This window comes from Facivitalis istanbulensis, assembly GCF_040560405.1.
GTDB classification, from domain to species: domain Bacteria; phylum Pseudomonadota; class Alphaproteobacteria; order Sphingomonadales; family Sphingomonadaceae; genus Sphingomonas; species Sphingomonas istanbulensis.
On the sequence record NZ_JAVSCQ010000002.1, the window covers coordinates 160,872 to 181,892 of the forward strand.

Genomic DNA, 21,021 nt, shown 5'->3' on the forward strand with positions numbered 1-21,021 from the left:
ACGTGCCATCACCGCGAAATTTGCTTGCGCAAACCCCCTGTCTGGCGACATAGGGCTGCGCCATGACACGCCAATTCGACAAATCCCGCCTGCCGTCGCGCCATGTGTCCGTCGGTCCAGAACGCGCGCCGCATCGCAGCTATTATTACGCAATGGGTATCCAGGAAGAGGATATCGCCAAGCCGTTCGTCGCGCTGGCCAGTGCCGGAAACAATTCCGCGCCGTGCAACACGACGCTGGATGCGCAGGCCGATGCCGCGCAGGGCGGCGTGATCCGCGGCGGCGGCTTGCCGCGCCGGTTCAACACCATCACCGTGACCGACGGCATTGCGATGGGTCATCAGGGCATGAAGGCCTCGCTGGTCAGCCGTGAAGTGATTGCCGACTCGGTCGAGCTCTCGGTGCGTGGGCATTGCTATGACGCGCTGGTCGGATTCGCGGGGTGCGACAAGTCGTTGCCCGGCATGATGATGGCGATGCTGCGCCTGAACGTGCCGTCGATCTTCGTCTATGGCGGATCGATCATGCCGGGACGGTACCAGGATCGCGACGTGACCGTGGTCGACGTGTTCGAGGCGGTGGGCCAGCATGCGGCGGGCAATTGTCCGCTCCATGACCTGATCGCGCTCGAAAAGGTCGCCTGTCCGGGACATGGAGCCTGCGGTGGTCAGTTCACCGCGAACACCATGGCGTGCGTGGCGGAGGCGATCGGTCTGTCGCTGCCCAACAGCAACATGATGCCGGCGCCTTTTCTCGATCGGCAGGGCATCGCCGAGGCGGCGGGCGAGCAGGTGATGGAACTGATCGCGCGCAATATCCGCCCGCGCGACATCTGCACGCGCGAAGCGTTCGAGAATGCGGCGCGCGTCGTGGCGGCGACCGGTGGTTCGACCAACGCCGGGCTCCACCTGCCCGCGATGGCCAACGAGGTTGGAATAGACTTCGACCTGTTCGACGTCGCCGAAATCTTTAAGACCACGCCCTACATCGCCGACCTCAAGCCCGGCGGCCGTTATGTCGCCAAGGATATGTATGAGGCGGGCGGCGCCTATATGCTGATGAAGACGCTGCTGGAGGGCGGCTATCTGCATGGCGATTGCCTTACGGTCACCGGCAAGACGCTGGCCGAGAATATCGACGAGGTGACGTGGAACCCGGACCAGAAGGTCATCTATGACGTCAAGACGCCGATCACCCCGACCGGCGGCGTGGTCGGCCTGCGCGGGACGCTCGCGCCCGAAGGTGCGATCGTGAAGGTCGCTGGTATGAAGCGGCTTCAGTTCGAGGGCGTGGCGCGTGTCTTCGATTGCGAGGAGGAGGCCTTTGCGGCTGTCGAGGCACGCGCCATTATGGAGGGATCGGTCATCATCATCCGTTATGAAGGGCCCAAGGGCGGCCCAGGCATGCGTGAGATGCTGTCGACCACGGCCGCTCTGTATGGGCAGGGGCTGGGGGAGAAGGTGGCGCTCATCACCGATGGCCGTTTCTCGGGCGGCACGCGCGGCTTCTGCATCGGCCATGTCGGCCCGGAGGCCGCCGAGGGCGGCCCGATCGCGCTGGTCGAGGATGGCGACGTCATTCGCATCGATGCCGAGGCCGGGACGATCGATCTCGACGTGGCGGAGGATATTCTGGCCGAGCGACGTGCCCGCTGGAGCCCGCGCATGAACGATTATCAATCCGGTGTGTTGTGGCGCTATGCCCAGAATGTCGGTCCTGCGCATCAGGGCGCAGTCACTCATCCAGGCGCCCGGTCGGAGCGCCATGTCTATGCGGATATCTGAGTCCGTCTGGCTGGCCGGGGCAATCGCCCTGGCCGGTTGTTGGGGCACGAGCGCCTCGGAGGAGGGTGGCTCGGCCTCGGCGGGGCCGCGCCAGAATCCGGGGCTTGCCATACCCTGTGCCTTGGGTGGCGCGGGTCAATTTTCGGATGGCTGCACGGTGGAGCAGTCCGCCGATGCCGAGGCGGTCGTCCTGACGCTGCGCCATCCGGATGGCGGCTTTCGTCGGCTTCGAGTGACACGGGACGGCCGCGGCGTGGTGGCCGCCGATGGCGCCCAATCCGCGCAGGTCGCGGTCGATGGCGATCGCCAGATTGCCGTGACGATCGGGAGCGACCGGTACAAACTTCCCGCGACCGTCAGCGCGCGATGATCCCGAGCGCGGGTCGCCCGGTGCTGACCGCGCAGGCGATGCGCGCAGCCGAGGCGGCGGCCATGGCGGCCGGCACCACGGAGATCGCGTTGATGCGCCGGGCGGGCGAAGGCATCGCCCAGGCCATACTCCGGCTGGCGGCGGGGCGCCCGGTCCTTGTTCTTTGTGGTCCGGGTCATAATGGCGGCGATGGTTTCGTCGCGGCGGCGGCGCTTCGACGACAGCGCCAGCCGGTTCGCGTCGCGGCGTTCGGCGAGCCACGCAGCGAGACCGCGCGTTGGGCACGCTCCCTGTGGGACGGTCCCGTAGTGTCTTGGGATGACGTTGCGCCGGCACCCGTGCTGGTCGATGCGATCTTTGGCACCGGCCTGTCCAGAGCCCCCGACGAACGGATCATGACGGTTCTTCGCCGATGCGCGGACGCGGCCATCCTGCGCATCGCGGTCGACCTGCCCAGCGGGATCGAGAGCGATGCCGGTCGGTTGCTCGCCGATGTGCCTGCTTTCGACGTCACGCTCGCGACCGGCGCGATAAAGCCCTCCCATTTGGTACAACCGGCGGCGCGGTGCGTGGGGCAGGTACGGCTGATCGATATCGGCATTCCAATCGGCGGCGGCGCGCGCGTCGCCAGCTTGCCGCGGTTGCCCCATCCCGATGCGTCGTCGCACAAATATAGCCGGGGCATGGTGGCGATCGTCGCGGGTGCGATGGGCGGCGCGGCGGAACTTGCCGCGACTGCCGCCCTGCGGGCGGGGGCGGGCTATGTCCTTCATCTCGATGATCGCACGGGGGTGGCGCTAGGCCCGAATGCGATCGTCCGGCGAAGCTACACGCCGGAATCCCTGACCGACAACCGGATCGGTGCCATCGTCATCGGTCCAGGCCTGGGCCGCGACGACACGGCACGGGCGCGTCTCGGGGCGGCGTTGGGCAGTGGACGGCCGCTGGTGATCGATGGCGACGCGCTCCGGCTGATCGAGGCCATGGCGCTGGCGGACCATATCGGCGTGAAGATCCTGACGCCGCATGGTGGCGAGTTCGCGCATATGTTCGGCGATTCGGACGCATCCAAACCGGAGCGCGCTCGGAAAGCCGCAGCGGCGACGCGATCGGTCGTGGTCTTCAAGGGCGCCGATACAGTGATCGCGGCCCCCGATGGGCGGACGATCTTCTTCCCGCCGGCCAGCCCCTGGCTTTCGACCGCCGGAACAGGCGATGTGCTGGCGGGTACGATCGGCGCGATGCTGGCCGCCGGGCTCGATCCGCTGGAGGCTGCGGAGGCGGGCGTGTGGTTGCATGGCGAAGCGGCACGACGTTGCGGGGCGGCTTTCATCGCGGACGACTTGGCAGATGCGCTTTCGGCCGTCAGAGGCTGACCATATGACCGATATCATTATCCGCGTCGCCGCGCGTGGCGACGGCGTGACCGACAATGGCCGCCATGCGTCCTTCGCCGCCCCCGGCGACACGCTCGCTGTCGATGGCACCATCGTCCCCGGCCCGCATCACCAGACCCCGCCATGCGACCATTTTCCCCGCTGTGGGGGATGCCAGCTCCAGCATCTGGACGATGAAAGCTATGCCGGATTCGTGACGGACCGGATCGCCTCGGCCCTCGACGCGCAGGGGTTGAGCGCGCCGCTGCGCCCTGCGCATCTCTCGCCGCCGCGAAGCCGCCGCCGGGCGACGCTGCATGCCGAGGCGAAGGGCGGGCGCGTCCTGATCGGCTTTTCGGAAGAGAAGAGCCACGCGATCGTCGACATCGCCGAATGCCATATCCTGGATCCGCAGTTGTTCGCGCTGATCGCTCCCTTGCGGGCACTCCTGCAACGGCTGGGTTTCAAGCGGCGGGGCGATGTCCATCTGACGCTTGCCGATCAGGGGGCCGACATATTGCTGACCGGCTTTTCCCCCGACGGACTGGAAGCGGCGGAAGCGATCATCGGTTTTTGTCAGCGCCACGATGTCGCGCGCTTTTCGGTCGATGACGGGCTGGGCGCGGAGACGCGCTGGGAGCCCGAGCCTGTGACGATCACGCTGGGCGGCGTTGCCGTGCCTTTGCCGCCCGGCGCGTTTCTTCAGGCGACCACCGATGGCGAAGCGGCGCTGGTCGCGGCGGTTCGCGAGGCCGTCGGCAATCCTCGCACCACCGCCGATCTGTTCGCCGGGCTGGGCACCTTCGCGCTGGCGCTGCCCGGCAAAGTCTATGCGGCCGAGGGCGCGCGCGATGCGATCCTGTCGCTCAAGGGAGCCGCCAACGCGCAGGGGCGCGCGGTCTTTGCCGAGCATCGTGACCTCTATCGCCGTCCGCTGACCAAGGCCGAACTGGATCGGTTCGACGCGATCGTCCTCGATCCGCCGCGCGCCGGGGCGCGGGACCAGGCGGATGCGCTGGCCGAGGCCAATGTCCCGGCGGTCGCCTATGTCTCGTGCAATCCATCAAGCTTCGCGCGCGACGCCCGGGCGATGGTCGATCGCGGCTGGCGGCTCGATTGGGTGCAGCCGGTGGGCCAATTCCGCTGGTCAACGCATGTCGAACTGGCGGCGCGTTTCGTGCGTCAGGACCCGGCCGGGTAATCGGCGCGGACGAAGAACAGGCCATCGGATGGGGCGTTGAGCGCCAGCCGGGCCCGGTCGCACGCCGCCAATGCCTGTCCGACGTCATCGGGGGTCCAGCGTCCCATGCCGACATAGGCAAGGCAACCGACCATCGACCTGACCTGATGGTGCAGGAAGGAACGGGCGGCGGCGCGGACGATCACGCGGTCGCCGTCGCGTTCGACGCTGAGCAGGTCGAGCGTGCGCACCGGGCTGTCCGCCTGACAATGGGCGGAGCGGAAGGTCGTGAAATCGTGACGTCCGACAAGCCGCTCAGCGGCCTCCGCCATCGTGGTGGCATCGAGCGGCTGGGGCACCTGCCACGCCAAACCCGCCTCATGGGTCAAGGGCGCGCGGCGGTTGACGATCCGGTATTCGTAGGAGCGGCGGATACAGGAGAAGCGCGCATGCCAGTCGCCGGCGACTTCGATGCAGTCGAGGATCGCGACGGGGGCCGGGCGTGCGCGAGCGTTGATCGCCTCCATCAGGCGGAACGGGGCGATGGCCTTTTCGATATCGACATGCGCCCGCATCGCCAGGCCATGGACGCCCGCGTCGGTACGGCCCGCCGCGTGGACGGCGGTGCGTTCGCCGGTCACGGCGTGGATCGCATCCTCGATCGTCTGCTGCACACTCGGCCCGTGCGACTGGCGTTGCCAGCCCATGAAGGGGCGGCCGTCATATTCCACCGTCAGCGCGAACCGCGTCAAAGCCGGGTCCCCGCCGGAATGGGAAAGCCGCGCAGCAATTCCTCCGCGCTCGACACGCCGCGTCCGGCGCGTTGGACCGAGACGGCGCGGAGGGCTCCTTCGCCGCACGCGATCGTCAATTGGTCATCCAGCACTTCGCCCGGTGCGCCGCGACCGTCGACGCATTGGGCTGCGAGCAGCTTGACCCGTTCGCCCTGCACCTCGAACCAGGCACCCGGGGCCGGTACGAAGGCACGGACCTTGCGTTCCAGTTCGATCGCGGGGCTGGTGAAGTCCAGCCGGGTTTCGGCCTTGTCGATCTTCGCGGCATAGGTGACGCCGCTGTCGGGCTGCGGGCGCGGGGGATAGCGTTCCGGATCTTCCAACACGCGGACCATCAACCGCGCGCCGATCGCCGACAATTCGTCGGTCAACTCCCCCGTCGTCTTGCGGCCAATCGGCGTCGAATCCTCCAGCCGGACCGGCCCGGTGTCCAGTCCCGCTTCCATCTGCATGATGCCGACCCCGGTCACCACGTCGCCGGCCAGGATCGCGCGCTGGATCGGGGCCGCGCCGCGCCATCTCGGCAGGAGCGAACCATGGACGTTCAGGCATCCCAGCCGCGGCGCGTCCAGCACCGGCTGTGGCAGGATCAGGCCGTAGGCGGCGACGACGGCGACGTCTGCATCAAGCTCGGCAAAGGCGTTCTGCTCGTGCGCCACGCGAAGCGACACCGGGGTGCGTATGGGGATGCCCAGCGCTTCCGCGCGGGCCTGTACCGGCGAGGCTACCAGTTGTCGTCCCCGCCGCCCGCCGGGGCGTGGGGGTTGGCTGTAGCTGGCGACGACATCATGCCCGGCTTCGGCCAGCGCATCCAGAACCGGAACGGCAAAGCCCGGCGTGCCCATGAAGATGATCCGCATAATGCCGATGCCTCTCTGCGCTGGCGGGATGACGCGCAAGCCCCTATCTGGTCGGTCATGGCATCCCCCGAGATCGAGGCGCTGACCCAGGCGCTGGCACGGCTTCCCGGCCTTGGCCCGCGTTCGGCGCGGCGCGCGGTCCTGCACCTGCTCAAGAAACGCGAGGCGGCATTGTCGCCGCTCCTGTCCGCGCTGTCGGCCGTCGAGGCGCGGCTGGAGACCTGTTCGGTCTGCGGCAATATCGATACCGCCAACCCTTGCGCCATCTGTGTCGACCCGCGCCGGGACACCGCGGCCCTATGCGTCGTCGAGGAAGTGGCGGACCTTTGGGCATTGGAGCGCTCGCGCCTGTTTCCGGGGCGTTTCCATGTGCTGGGTGGCCGACTGTCCGCGCTGGAGGGGGTGCGACCGGAGGATCTGGCGATCGACGCGCTGGTACGCCGGATCGAGGCCGGGGGGATCGATGAGGTTGTGCTGGCGATGAACGCGACGCTCGAGGGGCAGACAACGGCACACTACATCGCCGAACGGATCGAGCGGTTTCCCATTCGCGTCACGCAATTGGCGCACGGCCTTCCCGTGGGGGGTGAACTCGACTATCTGGACGAAGGAACGCTGGCGCAGGCGCTGCGCGCGCGTCGCCCCGTGGCCTGAGCGCGATCTTGACGCTCTGCGACGCCCGCCGTAGCGAACGACCATGGCCATTCTTCCTATTGTCGAAGTTCCCGACCCCCGTCTGCGTCTCGTCTCCAAGCCGGTCGAGGTGGTCGACGATGGCATTCGTCAACTCGTCACCGACATGATCGACACCATGTATGATGCCCATGGCATCGGCCTGGCCGCTATCCAGGTGGGCGTGGACCAGCGCGTGCTGGTCATCGACCTTCAGGAAGGAGAGGATGAGGACGGCAAGCCGGTCAAGAACCCGCATGCCTATATCAATCCGGAAATCCTGTCGGTCAGCGACGAAGTGTCGACCTATAACGAAGGCTGTCTGTCGATCCCCGAGCAATATGCGGAGGTCAAGCGTCCCGCGAGGTGCCAGGTCAAGTGGCTCGACGAAAAGGGCGAGGCACATGAGGCGGAACTGGACGGCCTGCTTGCCACCTGCATGCAGCATGAGATCGACCATCTGAACGGCGTGCTCTTCATCGATCATGTCAGCCGCCTGAAGCGCGATATGCTGATGCGTAAGCTGACCAAGATCCGCAAGGGCGGCTGAACCGCCTCACCGCACTTGAATGGGGCTGTTCGATCGGCTCCGTTCGATCTATGTTCCTGCCTGTCTTTCGTACTGACAGGTTTTCATGATGCCCGAGTTGATCGTTGTTGCGCTGCTGGCTCTGCTCGTCGGGGGGCTGGCCGGATGGTTGGCCGCGCGGCGCAAGGCCGAGGGGCTGACCGCCGAGTTGGCGGCGGCACAGGCCCGCGTGGCGGAGATCGAGCCGCTTCGCGCGGCGTGCGACGTCGCCCAGCGTGAGCGTGGTGACGCCTTGCAAGCGCTGGCCGAGTTGCGGGGACGTGCCGCCGATCTGGACGTGATCCGCACGGCGCGCGACGCGGTCGAGGCCGAGCGGAACGCGGCGCTGCGCGAATTGGCCGAGTTGCGAGCGCGCGCGCAGGAGCGCGAGGCTGCCCATGTGCAGGCGCTGGAAGCGCTCGGCCAGGCGCGCGAGCAGATCAATGCGCAATTTGGCGAGGCGGCGGCCCGCGCGCTGGAAGTGGCGCAGCGCCAGTTTCTGGAACGTGCCGAGGCCCGCTTCCGCCAATCCGAGGAAGCGTCGGGCCAGACCCTCAAGGCGTTGCTCGATCCCGTCCATCAACGCCTCCAGCGCTATGAGGAAGGCGTGCGCAAGGTCGAGGATGAACGCCGTGACGCTTTTGGCGAATTGAAGGGCCAGATCGAAGCGATGCGGATCGGCCAGGAACGGGTCTCTGGCGAAGCGGCCAAGTTGGTCAACGCATTGCGCAATGCGCCCAAGGCGCGCGGGCGCTGGGGCGAGCAGCAGTTGCGCAATGTGCTGGAAAGCTGTGGCCTCTCCGAACAGGCCGATTTCCAGACCGAGGTCAGCGTCGCGGACGGGGAGGGCGGTCGTCTGCGCCCCGATGTGATCGTGCGCGTACCCGGCGGCAAGGCGTTGGTGATCGACGCCAAGGTCTCGCTCAACGACTATCAGGATGCGTTCGGCGCGGTCGACGAGGCCGAGCGGCAGCTGGGCCTGTCGCGCCATGCCGCCGCGATGCGCGCGCATGTGAATGGGCTGGGCAATAAGAGCTATTGGAACCAGTTCGAGGACGCCCCCGATTATGTCATCATGTTCGTGCCGGGCGAGCATTTCCTGTCCGCCGCACTGGAGCATGATCCGACTCTGTGGGATTTCGCCTTCGACAAGAAAGTGTTGCTGGCAACTCCGACCAATCTGATCGCGATCGCACGCACCGTGGCGGCCGTATGGCGACAGGAAAAGCTGGCGCAGGAAGCGCGGCAGATCGGGACGCTCGGCAAGGAGCTCTACGCACGGCTCGCGGTGATGGGCGGCCATGTGTCCCGGCTGGGCAAAAATCTCGACACGGCGATGACCGCCTACAATGCCTTTGTCGGGAGTCTGGAAAGCCAGGTGCTGACCAGCGCCAAGCGGTTCGAGGCACTCAACATCGATACGGCGGGCAAGAGCATCGATTCGCCCCCGATGGTCGAGCAGGCCGCACGGCCGTTGACCAAGTTGATGCCGGCGATCGAACGCCCGGAGGCGAGCGAAGCCTGAGGATTGATCGCTGCCCCGGTCCGAACAGGGGCGGCCCTTCAGCGCGATGGGTGACGGTAAGCCGACATGCTGTCGGATCTCATCGCGCTTTCCGCGTCAGGCCTTGCGCGTCGTGCCGCCTTGCTGGGCCAATACCTCATAGGCCATCACCGCGGTCGCTACTGCGGCATTCAGGCTGTCGGCCTTGCCCAGCATCGGTATCTTGACCAGCAGATCGCACGCGGCGGCATAGTCGCTTGGCATGCCCTGCGCCTCGTTGCCGGTCAGCAGGAAGGTCGGCGCGGCATAGCGCGCGCCGCGATAGTCGAAATCGGTGTCGAGGCTCAGGCCGACCAACTGGCCGGGGCCCTCGCGCAACCAGTTAAGAAAGGGCTGCCATTCGGTCCGCACGATCGGTATCGTGAACAGCGCGCCCATGCTGGCGCGCACCGCCTCGACCGAGAAGGGATCGACGCACTCGCCGACCAGGATCAACCCGCCGGCACCGACCGCATCGCCGGTACGCAGGATCGTGCCCAGGTTGCCGGGATCGCGCAATCGCTCGGCGACCAGCCAGATCCCCGATGAGGACCGGTCCAGCCCCGCCAGGGTCGACGTGAATTCGTCGAAGACCCCGACCACCGCCTGCGGATTGTCCTTGCCCGACAATTTGGACAGGATGTCCGGCGTCGTCTCGATGGCTTCGCCGCCCGCGGCTTCCACGGCGCGCACCAGTTCCTGGACAAGCGGATGATGTGCCGAGGGCTTGGCGAAGAACAACAGGCTGGGCAGCCGCCCCGTCTCGCGCGCCTCGGTCAGGATGCGCAACCCTTCGGCCAGAAACTGGCGGGCTTCGCGGCGGTGGCGCTTGTCGCGCAGGTCCCGAGCCCATTTGATGAGCGGGTTGGAATAGGCAGTAATTTCACGGGGCATGTCAGTCTTCGCCGAATTTCGCTTCCACCAGCGCGACCAGTGCCTCGACCGTGGCGTCGGCACCATTGCCATCCGCACTGATCGTGATGCTGTCGCCCATCGCGGCACCCAGCATCATCAATCCCATGATCGAGGTGCCCGTCACCGTGCTGCCGTCCTTGGCCACGCGGACTTCACAGGGCTGGCTGGAGGCCAGGGTTACGAACTTGGCACTGGCCCGGGCGTGAAGGCCGCGCCGATTGGTGATGAGGACCGTCCGCGTCCGCGCGCTCATGCAGCGGCCTCGCCCAGCACTTCGGACGCGACGGAAATATATTTGCGCCCCGCCTCACGCGCGGCAGCGACGGCATCGACCACCTGCATCGACTTGCGTGCGGAGCCCAGGCGGATCAGCATCGGCAGGTTCATGCCCGCGATTACTTCCACCCGACCGCGGTCCATCAGCGAGATGGCGAGATTGGACGGCGTGCCGCCGAACAGATCGGTCAGCACGATGACGCCGCGACCGGCATCGACCGCGCCGATCGCCGCCGCGATATCGGCGCGGCGTTCCTCCATATCGTCATCCGGGCCGATCGCGATGGTCGCAATCCGCTCCTGGGGGCCGACGACATGGACCATCGCGGTGACGAACTCATCGGCGAGCCGCCCGTGGGTCACCAGAACCAGACCGATCATGTCAGACACGCATATCCATCATTGCTTGGCCGGCCCGGCTTCGAGGGAGTCTTTTGGCACGGCACCCAAATCACGATGCATCACCGTGGGCGAAAAACCGTTCTGGCGCAACCGTCCCGCGATCCGTTCGGCGACGTGAACCGACCGATGCCGCCCGCCGGTACAGCCGATCGCGATGGTGATATAGGATTTCCCCGAGGCGATATAGCGCGGAACCAGCGTCGTGAGCAGCGCTTCAAGCTGCTCCATCGTGGTCTCATAGGCGGGATCGTGGCGGATATAGTCGATCACCGGCTTGTCGAGTCCCGTGCCGGGCCTTAAGTCCGCGGACCAGTGCGGATTGCGCAGGAAGCGCATGTCAAACACCAGGTCGGCGTTTCGCGGCAGCCCCTTGGAAAAACCGAACGACGTGACCGTCAGCACCGGCTCGCTGAGCCCTTCGACCGCGTAATTGGCGCGAATCCACTGGCCCAGATCGTTGCTGGTCATGTTGGTGGTATCGAGCAAGCGATCCGCCATATCGCGCAACGGCCCCAACAGCGCGCGTTCATACGCGATGCCGTCGTCCGCCGCACGATCGAGCGCCAGCGGATGACGGTGCCGGGTTTCGGCATAGCGTCGCTTCAACTCGGTCCCCCCGCAATTGAGGAAGAGCGATTCGATGGCGAGGCGGGGGCTATCCTTCAACCGCTCCACGCGCTCCACGACCCGGTGCGGATCGAAGTCGCGGGTGCGAACGCCCAGGCTGATGGCCAGGGGCCGGTTGCGGCCTTCCATGCCTGCGGGCGGTGGCGCGTCCAGCAGGCTGTCGAGCAGGATCAACGGCAGGTTGTCGACCACCTCCCACCCCAGATCCTCCAAGGTCTTGAGAACGGTCGAAGTGCCGGCGCCGGACATGCCGGTGACCAGCAGAATGCGTTTGCGATCCATCAGGCATTGTCCTTGAGGCATGCGACCAGACGTTCGATCTTGATCGGGGCGGAGGCGGGGAAGGGGGTGATCGACACCAGCGGCACGGTCATCCCGGCGATGACCGTTTCGGCCGGGTCGGGGAGGCGAGGCTCCTCGCCCAGATCCACGACCAGACCGGCGATGGCAAACGGCCGATAGGGAAGGGCCAGGATGCCGACGCCGCGAACCTCTATACGTCCGGCAATCCTATCCGGCGGGGTGACGTACAGGCGTCCTTCGATCGCGGACACATGACAATAATCGTCGCTGACCAGTTCCGCGCCCCGGTCGATCAGACGCAGCGCGAGATCCGATTTTCCGGATCCGGAGGCCCCGCGCAACAGCACGCCTGTGTCGCCGATCGCAACACAGGTGGCATGGATCAACGCCGGGACGGGCAATGGACCGTCGGTCATGCCATGACCGCGCGCGGCAGGCGAACGACGAACCGCGCGCCGCTTATGCGGTCCTCACGCGATTCGACATGGATGCGGCCTTGATGCGCCTCCACGATGGTCCGCGCGATGGCCAGACCCAGGCCCGAATGCCGACCGAAATCCTCGCTGACTGGGCGGACCGAATGAAAGCGGCGGAAAATCGCCTCACGCGCCTCCGCGGGAACGCCGGGGCCTTCATCCTCGACGCGCACGACCCAGTCCTCTTCGTCGCGGGCCAGGCTGATCGCGACGGTCGCTTGATCGGGTGAAAAGGAGAGGGCGTTGGCGATCAGATTTTCAAATACCCGTTCCAGCCGCGCCCCCTCGCCTGAGATGATGGCGGGCTCCGGGTCGGTCGCGTCGAAACGCAGGCGGATGCCGCGTTCCACCCCGCGGGCCTGACGTTGGTCGATAAGACCCTGGATCAGCGCTCCCAGGTCGACCGGATCGAATTTGGCACGGCTGAGTTGCGCGTCGAGGCGCGAGGCGTCGGAGATGTCGGTGATTAGCCGGTCGAGCCGCCGGACATCGTCCCGCACCACCGCCAGGAGTTGGGTCTGAAGGCCGGGGTCGCGGATCGTTTCCAGCGTCTCGACGGCGGAGCGCAGCGAAGCGAGCGGATTTTTCAGTTCATGGGTGACGTCGGCGGCAAAGGCCTCGGTCGCATCGATGCGCGCCCGGAGCGCAAGACTCATATCGGACAGCGCGCGCGCCAGCATCCCCAGTTCGTCCCGCCGATCGGGGAGCCGGGGGACGACGACCTCGCGCGCGCGTCCCAGCCGCACCCGCACTGCCGCGCGCGCCAGTCGTCGCAACGGCCTTACGATCGTCCGCGCTAGGAAGAGCGAGAGCAGCACCGAGATCATTGCCACCATCGCGAGAAGCACGCTGAGGCGGAAGCGCTCGATACGCACCGTCTCGGTGATGACGCGCGCATTCTCGGTCGACATGATCGCGCCGCCGCCGGGCAAGGGCGCTGCGGCGGTAATGACCGGGGTGCGATCGGGCGCACGCCAGACCGAGGCGGACACCTTTCCTTGCCGGGCGGCCATGACATCGGGCCACTCGGTCGCGCCGCGCCGTTCGCGATAAAGCGGCGGCCGGGCCGCACCGACAACGGTGTCGATGCCCGCGTCGAGGAAACGGGCGATGGCCTGTCCCCAATCCTGCTTATCCGGATCGCGCAGCACGAAGTTCCGCACGCCCATCTCGCGGCTGTCCGCGCGGACCTGGCCATTCTGACCATAGAGCCGGACGCGCCCGCCCGTGTCGCGGGCGAGGCGAATCACCAGTGCATCCCGCGCATCCGGGCGCGCCGCGCCCAGTGCTTCGCCCATCAGGCGGACCTCGCGCAGCGCCTGCATCACCCGATTGTCGAGCAGTCGCGTTCGATAGGAATCGAGGTAAAAGAAGCCGCCCGCCAGCAGGAGCGGGGTAAAGATATTGAGCGCCAGAATTCGCTGGGTCAGCGAAATCTGGCCCGACCAGCGCAGCGCGAGGTCGGGAGCTTCACTCCTCGGAGAATCGGTAGCCAGCGCCATAGAGCGTCTCGATGGCGTCGAATTCGGGATCTACCTGTCGGAACTTGCGCCGCAACCGCTTGATATGGCTGTCGATCGTCCGGTCATCGACATAGATATCGTCCTGATAGGCGGCATCCATCAACTGGTTGCGCGTCCGGACGATGCCCGGGCGTTGGGCCAGTGTCTCCAGAATCAGGAATTCGGTGACTGTGAGGGTTACCGCCTGGTCCTTCCAGGTCACCTTATGGCGCGCCGGGTCCATGGCGAGTGGGCCGCGCGTCAGCGGCCCCTGCGCGTCCGGGCTCGACGCCCCTTGCATTTGCCCGGCATGTTCCGACCGGCGCAGGATGGCCCGGATGCGGGCGATCAGCAGCCGCTGCGAAAAGGGCTTGGCGATGTAATCGTCCGCGCCCATCGCCAGCCCTAGCGCTTCGTCCAGCTCGTCGTCCTTGCTGGTGAGGAAAATCACCGGGATCTGGCTCTTCTCGCGAAGGCGGCGAAGCAGTTCCAGCCCATCCATGCGCGGCATCTTGATGTCGAAGATCGCCAGGTCGGGCGGATTGTCGATCAGCGCCTTGAGCGCGGCCTCACCATCCGCATAGATCCGCGTGAGGAAACCTTCCGCCTGCAACGCGATCGAGACGGAGGTCAGGATGTTCCGGTCGTCATCGACCAGTGCGATCGAAGCGGTCATGCGCTTCGGTTAGGCCAAAGCGCAGCACGGCTCAACCATCTTCGCACATCGCCGCGTACCATTCCCGCCGTCAGGCCGTCGGGTCGATCGCCTCGACCAGCAGCACGCCGCCATCGACATGGGCGATGCGCAGCCGCGTTCCGATCTCCGCATCTGGTCCGCGAACCGGCCATTCGCCGTCGCCCAGCCTGGCGCGTCCCGCGCCGCCTATGATGGGCATCGTCACCGTGACGATCTGGCCCCGCAGCCGTAAAGCGGGTTCGTTGAGCGTCGGCGCACCATTATCTTTGGGATATTGGCGATACCATCGCCGCCCGATCGTCACGCAGGCGACGCTCCATAGCGCGAATTCGGCGAGTTGCAGTCCGATCGGGAGATCGGGCAGTGTCCATATGGTCAGCGCCGTCACACCGGCTGCGATCGCCAGAAAGATCAGGAAGACGCCGGGCACGAGCAATTCGGCAATGCCGAAGACCAGCCCCGCCGCAAGCCACAGCGCGGCGGGATCGAGACCGCCAATCGTCACGACACGGTGGAGTCGAACGGCCCCGGCCTGTTGCGAGCGGGAGGGGTTTGGCTCGTGGGAGCGGCGCCCTTCGCCGATTGCAGCGCGTCCTTGGCCAGTTCCCCTATGCCGCCCAGCGTGCCGATCAATTGTGTGGCTTCGACCGGGAAGAGGATCGTCTTGGCATTGGGGCTGGTCGCGAACTTGCCGACGGCCTCGACATATTTCTGTGCGACGAAATAGTTGATCGCCTGTGTCCCGCCCGCTGCGATCGCCTCCGACACCACCTGGGTCGCCTTGGCTTCCGCTTCGGCGGCGCGCTCGCGGGCCTCCGAGTCGCGAAACGCCGATTCGCGCCGCCCTTCCGCCTCCAGGATGCGGGCCTGCTTCTGCCCCTCGGCGCGCAGGATCTCCGACGCCCGCGAGCCTTCGGCCTCCAGAATATTGGCGCGCTTCTCGCGTTCGGCCTTCATCTGGCGGGCCATGGCATTGACGATATCCACTGGCGGACGGATATCCTTGATCTCGACGCGGGTGATCTTCACGCCCCAGGGGGTTGTGGCGTGGTCGACGACGTTGAGCAGGCGGGCATTGATTTCGTCGCGCTTCGACAAGGTTTCATCGAGGTCCATCGACCCCATGACCGTGCGGAGATTGGTCGTCACCAGGTTCAGCAGCGCGACATAGAGGTCCGAGACCTCATAGGCGGCCTTAGGTGCATCGAGGACCTGAAAGAACACGACGCCATCGGTCGAGATCATCGCATTGTCCTTGGTGATGATCTCCTGTCCCGGAATGTCGATCACTTGCTCCATCATGTTCACGCGTCGCCCGACACGGTAGAAAAAGGCGGGGTAGAAATTGAAACCGGGCGCGGCGGTGCCGGTATAGCGGCCGAAATGCTCGATCGTGTATTGATAGCCCTGACGGACGATCTTGATCGACATCATCAGATATAACAGCACGAGCAGCACCGTCAGCGCGGCGATGATCAGGCCCATCGACAAACTCCCCCAGTGATCGATCCGACGCGCTTCTAGCATGGCGGTGCAGCAAGGGCCTAGCGGGAACGGTTCGCTTTGGTTACATGGCCTGCCACTTGTTCCCTTCGCAGGATTTGGCAGCCCCATGGATATCCGCCTCGGCCTCACCTTTGACGACGTGCTCCTCGTGCCGCAGGAGTCCGACGTTCTGCCGAGCAGCGCGGACACGCGCACGCAACTGACCCGCTCGATCGCGCTCAACATCCCCGTCCTGTCGGCGGCCATGGATACGGTGACCGAGGCGGACATGGCGATCGTCATGGCGCAGCTGGGCGGCATGGGCGTGCTCCATCGCAACCTCACCGTCGAGCAGCAGGTCGCCGCCGTGCGGCAGGTCAAGCGGTTCGAGAGTGGCATGGTGGTCAACCCCATCACGATTTCGCCGACCGCGACTCTCGCCGAGGCGCAGGCATTGATGGCGCGTCACCGCATCAGCGGCATTCCCGTCGTCGAGTTTGACGGCCGGCTGGTCGGTATCCTGACCAACCGCGACGTCCGCTTCGCCGAGAACCCGCAACAGCCGGTTTCCGAGCTGATGACGCATGAGGATCTCGCCACGGTGCGGGTCGGTGTCGGGCAGGACGAGGCCCGTCGCCTGCTGCACCAGCGCCGGATCGAGAAGCTGCTGGTGGTGGACGACAGCTATCGCTGCGTCGGCCTGATCACCGTCAAGGATATCGAGAAGGCGGTGACCTATCCGTCGGCGACCAAGGACGCATCGGGGCGGCTGCGTGTTGCCGCCGCTTCGACCGTCGGGGAAAAGGGGTTCGATCGGACCCGCGCGCTGGTCGAGGCGGAGGTCGATTGCGTCATCATCGATACCGCGCACGGTCATAATCGCGACGTGGCGCGCGCCGTGGAAGCGGCCAAGAAGCTCTCCGAGACGGTTCAGGTGATCGCGGGCAATGTCGCCACGGCGGCGGCGACCCGTGCATTGATCGACGCGGGGGCCGACGCGATCAAGGTCGGCATCGGACCGGGATCGATCTGCACCACCCGTATCGTCGCGGGCGTGGGCGTGCCGCAGTTGACCGCCGTCATGGACTGCGCCGAGGAAGGCTGGAAGAGCGGCGTGCCGGTCATTGCCGATGGCGGCCTGCGCACCTCGGGCGATCTCGCCAAGGCGCTGTCGGCCGGAGCCGGCGCGTGCATGGTGGGTTCGCTGCTCGCGGGCACAGAGGAAGCGCCGGGTGAGACGTTCCTGTATCAGGGACGAGCCTATAAATCCTATCGCGGCATGGGCTCGGTTGGTGCCATGGGACGTGGCTCGGCGGACCGCTATTTTCAGGGCGATATCAAGGACCAGATGAAGCTGGTTCCCGAGGGCATCGAGGGGCAGGTCGCGTACAAGGGCCCGGCGCGGGATGTGATTCATCAGCTTGTCGGCGGCATCAAGGCGGCGATGGGCTATACCGGATCGGCGACGCTCAAGGATCTGCGCGAGCGGGCGAAGTTCGTGCAGATCACCGGCGCAGGGCTGAAGGAAAGCCATGTCCACGACGTGACGATCACGCGTGAGGCACCCAATTATCCAACCCGCTAAGCTTAAAGGCGCTTCGTCATGACCCCCGCCGCACGAACCCAGGCGGCGATCGAGTTGCTCGACGCGGTCGTCGCATCCGCTGCGGCGGGTGGGGCGGCGGCCGACACGCTGATCGCCCGCTATTTCTCGACGCGCCGCTATGCCGGATCGAAAGACCGGCGGGCGGTGCGCGAGCTGGTCTATGCCGCTATCCGCCAGGCTGGCCCCATGCCGCCCAGTGGCCGTGCCGCGATGCTCGCGCTGGCGGACCTCGATCCGGTGCTGGCGGAGAGCTTTGACGGGTCCGCGCATGGCCCCGTACCGATCCTGGCGGACGAACCGCGGGCCGAGGGCGGTGTTGCGCCCAGTTGGTTGGTCGAGGCGCTCACCCGGTCCGGGCTCACCGAGGCGCAGCAGGCCGCGTTGATTTCGCGCGCGCCGCTCGACGTCAGGGTCAATAGTCTGGCGACGACGCGGGAGGCCGTGCTGGCGCAATGGCCCGAGGCGAACCCGACGCCGCTCGCGCCGCTTGGACTGCGCCTGCCCAACGGCACGCCGGTCGAGCAGTCCGACATCTATCGCGCCGGTCTTGTCGAGGTGCAGGATGAAGGCAGCCAGCTGGTCGGCGCCGCGCTGGCGGCCGCCCCAGACGAATGGCTGGTGGATCTGTGCGCGGGCGCAGGGGGCAAGACGCTCCAGCTTGCGGCGGCGATGGACAATCGCGGCGCACTGCTCGCCTGCGACGTCGATCGCGCGCGTCTTCAGCGCCTGCTCCCTCGAGCAGAGAGGGCTGGGGCGACGATCATCGAGAGTCGGCTGCTCAATCCCGGTCGAGAGGTCGAGATGCTGGCCGATTGGGCTGGCAAGGCCGATGGCGTCCTGATCGACGCGCCCTGCTCGGGCACCGGCACCTGGCGGCGCAATCCCGAAGCGCGGTGGCGCCTGAGCCCCGACCGGTTGGCGCGGCTACAGGCGATGCAGGCGCAAGTGCTGGATATCGGCGCGGCGCTGGTCAAGCCGGGTGGGAGGATGATCTATATCGTCTGTTCGCTGCTCGACGTGGAAGGCACGGAACAGGTCGCGGCCTTTCGCGATCGTCATCCGCGCTGGTCGGTCGAGGTGCTTCCGGGCGCAATCGGCGCGGCGCATGGCCATGGCCGCCGCCTCGACCCCGCCAGCCATGGGACGGACGGCTTTTTTGTCGCCTGCCTTCGGGCACCATGCTAGCGTAACCGCCTTGTGCCCAGTTCGGAGTTCTTCATGCGTTTGTCGTCCCTGGCCGTCGCGGCCGCGCTGGCGGTGGTTTCGGTGTCCACCTCGCTCAGTGGGCAACGCCCCGATGCGCAGATCGACGCTCGTTCGATGCAGTTGCTGGAACAGGGGCGTGGGTTAAAGGCTTCGGGCAATCTCGACGAGGCAACGGATGTGCTGGAAACGGCGGTGGCGGTCGATCCGCGCAACCGGGCGGCATTCATCCTGCTCGCCGAGGTGGCCGACGCGCGCGGCCTGCCGGGCAAGGCGATCCGGCTCTATCGCGAGGCGCTGTTGCTCGATCCCAACGATTTGCGCGCGCTACGCGGGCAGGGCGAAGCTCTGGTCCAAAAGGGCGCAGTGACGCGGGCCAAGGACAATCTCACCAAGATCAAGACGTTGTGCAAGCAGGACTGCGCCGATGCGTCAGCGCTGGCCGCGGTCATCGCCAAGGGGCCGCCCCCCGTCACCACGGCTCAGGCGGAAACCAAGGTCGTTCCCGCCAAGAACTGATCGATGGAGCCTGGCGGCAACGCCGGGCCTCCTCATCCCAGCGCGCGTGCGAGCGCGACGAATTCGGCGACAGACAGCGTTTCGGCGCGCCGGGCCGGATCGATGCCGATCGACTCCAGCGCTTCGACGGCATTCGGCACGGGCTTCAAACTCTGTCGCAGCATCTTGCGCCGCTGACCGAAGGCGGTCGCGGTTAGGCGCTCCAGCGTGCGGAAGGTCACGCCGTCCGGGGCATCGTTCGGCGTGATGTGGACGACCGCCGACATCACCTTGGGCGGGGGCGTGAAGGCGGAGCGATGGACCGGCATCGCGATCCGCGCATCGCTGCGCCACTGGGTCAGCACCGCCAGCCGGCCATAGGCCGAATTGTCGGGCGCAGCGACGATCCGCTCGGCGACTTCCTTCTGGAACATCAGCGTGCAGGATTTCCACCAGGGCAGCCATGTCCCGGATAGCCAGCCGACCAGCAATGGCGTGCCGACATTATAGGGCAGGTTGGAGACGATATGCGGCGGCTCCTCGAACAGCGACGCCGCATTGACGCGCAGCGCATCGCCCTCGATCACCGTCAGCCGATCGGGAAAGGCCTCGGATAATTCGGCGAGTGCCGGGATGCAGCGCCGGTCACGCTCGATCGCGGTCACCCGGGCGCCCGCCATCAGCAGCGCACGGGTGAGGCCGCCTGGCCCAGGACCGATCTCCAGTACCTGCTGGTCGGTCAGGTCGCCCGGAATGGCGGCGATGCGGGCCAGCAACTGCCCGTCGAACAGGAAGTTCTGGCCGAGCGACTTGGATGCGGACAGGCCATGGCGCGCGATCACTTCGCGCAGCGGTTGCAACGGCGTAACGGGATTCATGTCAGTTGGCCGGTTGCGCGCGCCGCTGAGTTGCTTCACCCGCCATGGCGATGGCGGCGATCATCGCGCCCGGATGTGCCCGGTCCTGCCCCGCAATGCCAAAGGCGGTGCCATGGTCGGGCGAGGTCCGCACGATCGGCAGACCCAGCGTGATGTTGACGCCCTCGTCGAAATGGAGCGTCTTGATCGGGACCAACGCTTGATCGTGATAGCAGCACAGCACCACATCGTACCCGGCCCGAGCCCGCGCGTGGAACAGCGTGTCGGCCGCGAATGGCCCGGTGGCGTCGATCCCTTCGGCGCGGAGCTGGGCGATCGCCGGTTCGAGGAGATCGATTTCCTCGCGCCCGATCGTGCCGCTTTCGCCCGCATGGGGGTTGAGCCCCGCAAAGGCGAGGCGAGGGGTGGCGATCCCGAAATTGCGGGACAGCCCCCGCGCAGTCGCGCGCCCCTTGGCGACGATCAGGTCGACCGACAGGAGGCCGGATACCTCGGCAAGCGGAACATGGGTGGTGATCGGAACGACCCGCAGCGACGGACCGGCCAGCATCATGACCGCATTGGCCCCGGCGACGCCGCAACGCTCCGCGACGAACTCGGTCTGGCCGGGATGATTGAAGCCGATGCTATACAGTTGCGCCTTGCTGACCGGCCCGGTCACAAGCGCCGAGGCAGCTTCCGACCGGACCAGCCCAACGGCGAGTTCCAAGGCATGAAGCGCACAGCGCGCGCCCTCCACATCGGGTGCGCCCGGCGTCACCTCGCCTGCATCGTCGACCGACAGGATCGGCAGCGCCTCGTCAAAGGCGCTGACCGCGGTGGCCATGTCGGATACCCGGACGGTGGGACCGTCCCACACCCTGGCGATGGCGCGGGAGTCCCCGACCGCCAGAAAGGGGGGCAGCTTGGCGGAATGCCGCGCGGCCCAGGCCTTGGCGATAATCTCCGGCCCGATACCCGCCGGATCACCCATCGAAATCGCCAGAGGCCGGATCATGCGTGCGTC

Annotated in this window: 23 protein-coding genes; 10 read left to right on the forward strand and 13 right to left on the reverse strand. The window is 66.6% G+C overall.

The annotated features are described in order from the left end of the window. Positions 1-62 precede the first annotated feature (62 nt). The 4 genes from ilvD to RN629_RS02190 are packed head-to-tail and all read left to right on the forward strand — an operon-like array spanning position 63 to position 4,731. The gene (gene ilvD, locus RN629_RS02175; protein ID WP_407033623.1) at positions 63-1,784 is read left to right on the forward strand and encodes a dihydroxy-acid dehydratase; all 1,722 of its coding nucleotides are present in this window, start codon (positions 63-65) and stop codon (positions 1,782-1,784) included. Continuing rightward, complete coding sequence (locus tag RN629_RS02180; protein WP_407033624.1) at positions 1,771-2,154, forward strand: hypothetical protein; 384 nt, start codon at positions 1,771-1,773, stop codon at positions 2,152-2,154. Before ilvD ends, RN629_RS02180 begins: the two co-directional genes overlap by 14 nt. Further along, positions 2,151-3,530: an NAD(P)H-hydrate dehydratase gene (locus RN629_RS02185; protein WP_407033625.1), complete on the forward strand. Its 1,380-nt coding sequence runs from the start codon at positions 2,151-2,153 to the stop codon at positions 3,528-3,530. Before RN629_RS02180 ends, RN629_RS02185 begins: the two co-directional genes overlap by 4 nt. Before the next feature lie 4 nt (positions 3,531-3,534). Beyond that, entirely contained in the window at positions 3,535-4,731 is a 1,197-nt protein-coding gene (locus RN629_RS02190) for a class I SAM-dependent RNA methyltransferase (RefSeq protein WP_407033626.1), read from the forward strand. On the opposite strand, the gene truA is transcribed toward RN629_RS02190, so the two are convergent. Continuing rightward, positions 4,713-5,462, reverse strand: a complete 750-nt coding sequence (truA, locus tag RN629_RS02195; RefSeq protein WP_407033627.1) for a tRNA pseudouridine(38-40) synthase TruA — start codon at positions 5,460-5,462, stop codon at positions 4,713-4,715. The two genes, RN629_RS02190 and truA, sit on opposite strands and share 19 nt — an antisense overlap. Next, positions 5,459-6,364 carry a methionyl-tRNA formyltransferase gene (gene fmt / locus RN629_RS02200; RefSeq protein ID WP_407033628.1) on the reverse strand — a complete coding sequence of 302 codons (906 nt, stop codon included), beginning with the start codon at positions 6,362-6,364 and terminating at the stop codon, positions 5,459-5,461. Before fmt ends, truA begins: the two co-directional genes overlap by 4 nt. A gap of 57 nt (positions 6,365-6,421) precedes the next feature. Here fmt and recR point away from each other — a divergent pair, with 57 nt between their 5' ends. The 3 genes from recR to rmuC all read left to right on the forward strand — a co-directional run bounded on the left by recR (position 6,422) and on the right by rmuC (position 9,129). After that, entirely contained in the window at positions 6,422-7,018 is a 597-nt protein-coding gene (gene recR / locus RN629_RS02205) for a recombination mediator RecR (protein ID WP_407033629.1), read from the forward strand. 43 nt (positions 7,019-7,061) lie between these two features. Then, on the forward strand, positions 7,062-7,586 hold the full coding sequence (gene def, locus RN629_RS02210; RefSeq protein WP_407033630.1) for a peptide deformylase: 525 nt from the start codon (positions 7,062-7,064) through the stop codon (positions 7,584-7,586). Positions 7,587-7,674: 88 nt separating this feature from the next. Continuing rightward, on the forward strand, positions 7,675-9,129 hold the full coding sequence (gene rmuC / locus RN629_RS02215) for a DNA recombination protein RmuC (protein ID WP_407033721.1): 1,455 nt from the start codon (positions 7,675-7,677) through the stop codon (positions 9,127-9,129). Positions 9,130-9,225: 96 nt separating this feature from the next. Here the strand turns inward: rmuC and RN629_RS02220 are convergent, their stop codons facing one another. From RN629_RS02220 to RN629_RS02260, 9 genes are all read right to left on the reverse strand, one after another. Continuing rightward, positions 9,226-10,041, reverse strand: coding sequence for a TrmH family RNA methyltransferase (locus RN629_RS02220; RefSeq protein ID WP_407033631.1), 816 nt, complete (start codon positions 10,039-10,041; stop codon positions 9,226-9,228). A 1-nt stretch (position 10,042) separates the two neighbouring features. Beyond that, complete coding sequence (locus tag RN629_RS02225) at positions 10,043-10,315, reverse strand: HPr family phosphocarrier protein (protein WP_407033632.1); 273 nt, start codon at positions 10,313-10,315, stop codon at positions 10,043-10,045. Beyond that, positions 10,312-10,719, reverse strand: a complete 408-nt coding sequence (locus RN629_RS02230; RefSeq protein ID WP_407033722.1) for a PTS sugar transporter subunit IIA — start codon at positions 10,717-10,719, stop codon at positions 10,312-10,314. The genes RN629_RS02225 and RN629_RS02230 overlap by 4 nt, the downstream gene beginning before the upstream one ends. Positions 10,720-10,737: 18 nt before the next feature. Further along, positions 10,738-11,649, reverse strand: coding sequence for an RNase adapter RapZ (gene rapZ, locus RN629_RS02235; protein WP_407033633.1), 912 nt, complete (start codon positions 11,647-11,649; stop codon positions 10,738-10,740). After that, on the reverse strand, positions 11,649-12,086 hold the full coding sequence (locus RN629_RS02240) for an HPr kinase/phosphorylase (RefSeq protein ID WP_407033634.1): 438 nt from the start codon (positions 12,084-12,086) through the stop codon (positions 11,649-11,651). The genes rapZ and RN629_RS02240 overlap by 1 nt, the downstream gene beginning before the upstream one ends. Further along, on the reverse strand, positions 12,083-13,648 hold the full coding sequence (locus tag RN629_RS02245; protein ID WP_407033635.1) for a sensor histidine kinase: 1,566 nt from the start codon (positions 13,646-13,648) through the stop codon (positions 12,083-12,085). Before RN629_RS02245 ends, RN629_RS02240 begins: the two co-directional genes overlap by 4 nt. Beyond that, entirely contained in the window at positions 13,617-14,324 is a 708-nt protein-coding gene (locus RN629_RS02250) for a response regulator (RefSeq protein ID WP_407033636.1), read from the reverse strand. The genes RN629_RS02245 and RN629_RS02250 overlap by 32 nt, the downstream gene beginning before the upstream one ends. A gap of 70 nt (positions 14,325-14,394) precedes the next feature. After that, positions 14,395-14,850 (reverse strand): NfeD family protein, encoded by a 456-nt coding sequence (locus tag RN629_RS02255; RefSeq protein ID WP_407033637.1) that lies wholly within the window; start codon positions 14,848-14,850, stop codon positions 14,395-14,397. Continuing rightward, the gene (locus tag RN629_RS02260; RefSeq protein ID WP_407033638.1) at positions 14,847-15,830 is read right to left on the reverse strand and encodes an SPFH domain-containing protein; all 984 of its coding nucleotides are present in this window, start codon (positions 15,828-15,830) and stop codon (positions 14,847-14,849) included. The genes RN629_RS02255 and RN629_RS02260 overlap by 4 nt, the downstream gene beginning before the upstream one ends. Positions 15,831-15,957: 127 nt before the next feature. Between RN629_RS02260 and guaB the strand changes: the two genes are divergently transcribed. From guaB to RN629_RS02275, 3 genes are read left to right on the forward strand one after another with little or no spacing between them, the layout of a single operon-like run. Further along, positions 15,958-17,415, forward strand: coding sequence for an IMP dehydrogenase (guaB, locus tag RN629_RS02265; RefSeq protein ID WP_407033639.1), 1,458 nt, complete (start codon positions 15,958-15,960; stop codon positions 17,413-17,415). Between the two features lie 18 nt (positions 17,416-17,433). Then, positions 17,434-18,621: an RsmB/NOP family class I SAM-dependent RNA methyltransferase gene (locus tag RN629_RS02270; protein ID WP_407033640.1), complete on the forward strand. Its 1,188-nt coding sequence runs from the start codon at positions 17,434-17,436 to the stop codon at positions 18,619-18,621. A gap of 33 nt (positions 18,622-18,654) precedes the next feature. Continuing rightward, positions 18,655-19,158, forward strand: a complete 504-nt coding sequence (locus tag RN629_RS02275; RefSeq protein ID WP_407033641.1) for a tetratricopeptide repeat protein — start codon at positions 18,655-18,657, stop codon at positions 19,156-19,158. A gap of 32 nt (positions 19,159-19,190) precedes the next feature. Here the strand turns inward: RN629_RS02275 and rsmA are convergent, their stop codons facing one another. Together rsmA and pdxA are read right to left on the reverse strand one after the other, a co-directional pair. Further along, positions 19,191-20,015 (reverse strand): 16S rRNA (adenine(1518)-N(6)/adenine(1519)-N(6))-dimethyltransferase RsmA, encoded by an 825-nt coding sequence (rsmA, locus tag RN629_RS02280; protein WP_407033642.1) that lies wholly within the window; start codon positions 20,013-20,015, stop codon positions 19,191-19,193. A 1-nt stretch (position 20,016) separates the two neighbouring features. Next, positions 20,017-21,012, reverse strand: a complete 996-nt coding sequence (gene pdxA / locus RN629_RS02285) for a 4-hydroxythreonine-4-phosphate dehydrogenase PdxA (RefSeq protein ID WP_407033643.1) — start codon at positions 21,010-21,012, stop codon at positions 20,017-20,019. Positions 21,013-21,021: the final 9 nt, after the last annotated feature.

Excerpts from the sequence above, each read along its gene's own strand:
- ilvD (WP_407033623.1), top strand. The coding sequence starts at position 63 with ATGACACGCCAATTCGACAAATCCCGCCTGCCGTCGCGCCATGTGTCC.
- RN629_RS02180 (WP_407033624.1), top strand. The coding sequence starts at position 1,771 with ATGCGGATATCTGAGTCCGTCTGGCTGGCCGGGGCAATCGCCCTGGCC.
- RN629_RS02185 (WP_407033625.1), top strand. The coding sequence starts at position 2,151 with ATGATCCCGAGCGCGGGTCGCCCGGTGCTGACCGCGCAGGCGATGCGC.
- RN629_RS02190 (WP_407033626.1), top strand. The coding sequence starts at position 3,535 with ATGACCGATATCATTATCCGCGTCGCCGCGCGTGGCGACGGCGTGACC.
- fmt (WP_407033628.1), bottom strand. The coding sequence starts at position 6,364 with ATGCGGATCATCTTCATGGGCACGCCGGGCTTTGCCGTTCCGGTTCTG.
- recR (WP_407033629.1), top strand. The coding sequence starts at position 6,422 with ATGGCATCCCCCGAGATCGAGGCGCTGACCCAGGCGCTGGCACGGCTT.
- def (WP_407033630.1), top strand. The coding sequence starts at position 7,062 with ATGGCCATTCTTCCTATTGTCGAAGTTCCCGACCCCCGTCTGCGTCTC.
- rmuC (WP_407033721.1), top strand. The coding sequence starts at position 7,675 with ATGCCCGAGTTGATCGTTGTTGCGCTGCTGGCTCTGCTCGTCGGGGGG.
- RN629_RS02220 (WP_407033631.1), bottom strand. The coding sequence starts at position 10,041 with ATGCCCCGTGAAATTACTGCCTATTCCAACCCGCTCATCAAATGGGCT.
- RN629_RS02225 (WP_407033632.1), bottom strand. The coding sequence starts at position 10,315 with ATGAGCGCGCGGACGCGGACGGTCCTCATCACCAATCGGCGCGGCCTT.
- RN629_RS02230 (WP_407033722.1), bottom strand. The coding sequence starts at position 10,719 with ATGATCGGTCTGGTTCTGGTGACCCACGGGCGGCTCGCCGATGAGTTC.
- rapZ (WP_407033633.1), bottom strand. The coding sequence starts at position 11,649 with ATGGATCGCAAACGCATTCTGCTGGTCACCGGCATGTCCGGCGCCGGC.
- RN629_RS02240 (WP_407033634.1), bottom strand. The coding sequence starts at position 12,086 with ATGACCGACGGTCCATTGCCCGTCCCGGCGTTGATCCATGCCACCTGT.
- RN629_RS02245 (WP_407033635.1), bottom strand. The coding sequence starts at position 13,648 with ATGGCGCTGGCTACCGATTCTCCGAGGAGTGAAGCTCCCGACCTCGCG.
- RN629_RS02250 (WP_407033636.1), bottom strand. The coding sequence starts at position 14,324 with ATGACCGCTTCGATCGCACTGGTCGATGACGACCGGAACATCCTGACC.
- RN629_RS02260 (WP_407033638.1), bottom strand. The coding sequence starts at position 15,830 with ATGGGCCTGATCATCGCCGCGCTGACGGTGCTGCTCGTGCTGTTATAT.
- guaB (WP_407033639.1), top strand. The coding sequence starts at position 15,958 with ATGGATATCCGCCTCGGCCTCACCTTTGACGACGTGCTCCTCGTGCCG.
- RN629_RS02270 (WP_407033640.1), top strand. The coding sequence starts at position 17,434 with ATGACCCCCGCCGCACGAACCCAGGCGGCGATCGAGTTGCTCGACGCG.
- RN629_RS02275 (WP_407033641.1), top strand. The coding sequence starts at position 18,655 with ATGCGTTTGTCGTCCCTGGCCGTCGCGGCCGCGCTGGCGGTGGTTTCG.
- rsmA (WP_407033642.1), bottom strand. The coding sequence starts at position 20,015 with ATGAATCCCGTTACGCCGTTGCAACCGCTGCGCGAAGTGATCGCGCGC.
- pdxA (WP_407033643.1), bottom strand. The coding sequence starts at position 21,012 with ATGATCCGGCCTCTGGCGATTTCGATGGGTGATCCGGCGGGTATCGGG.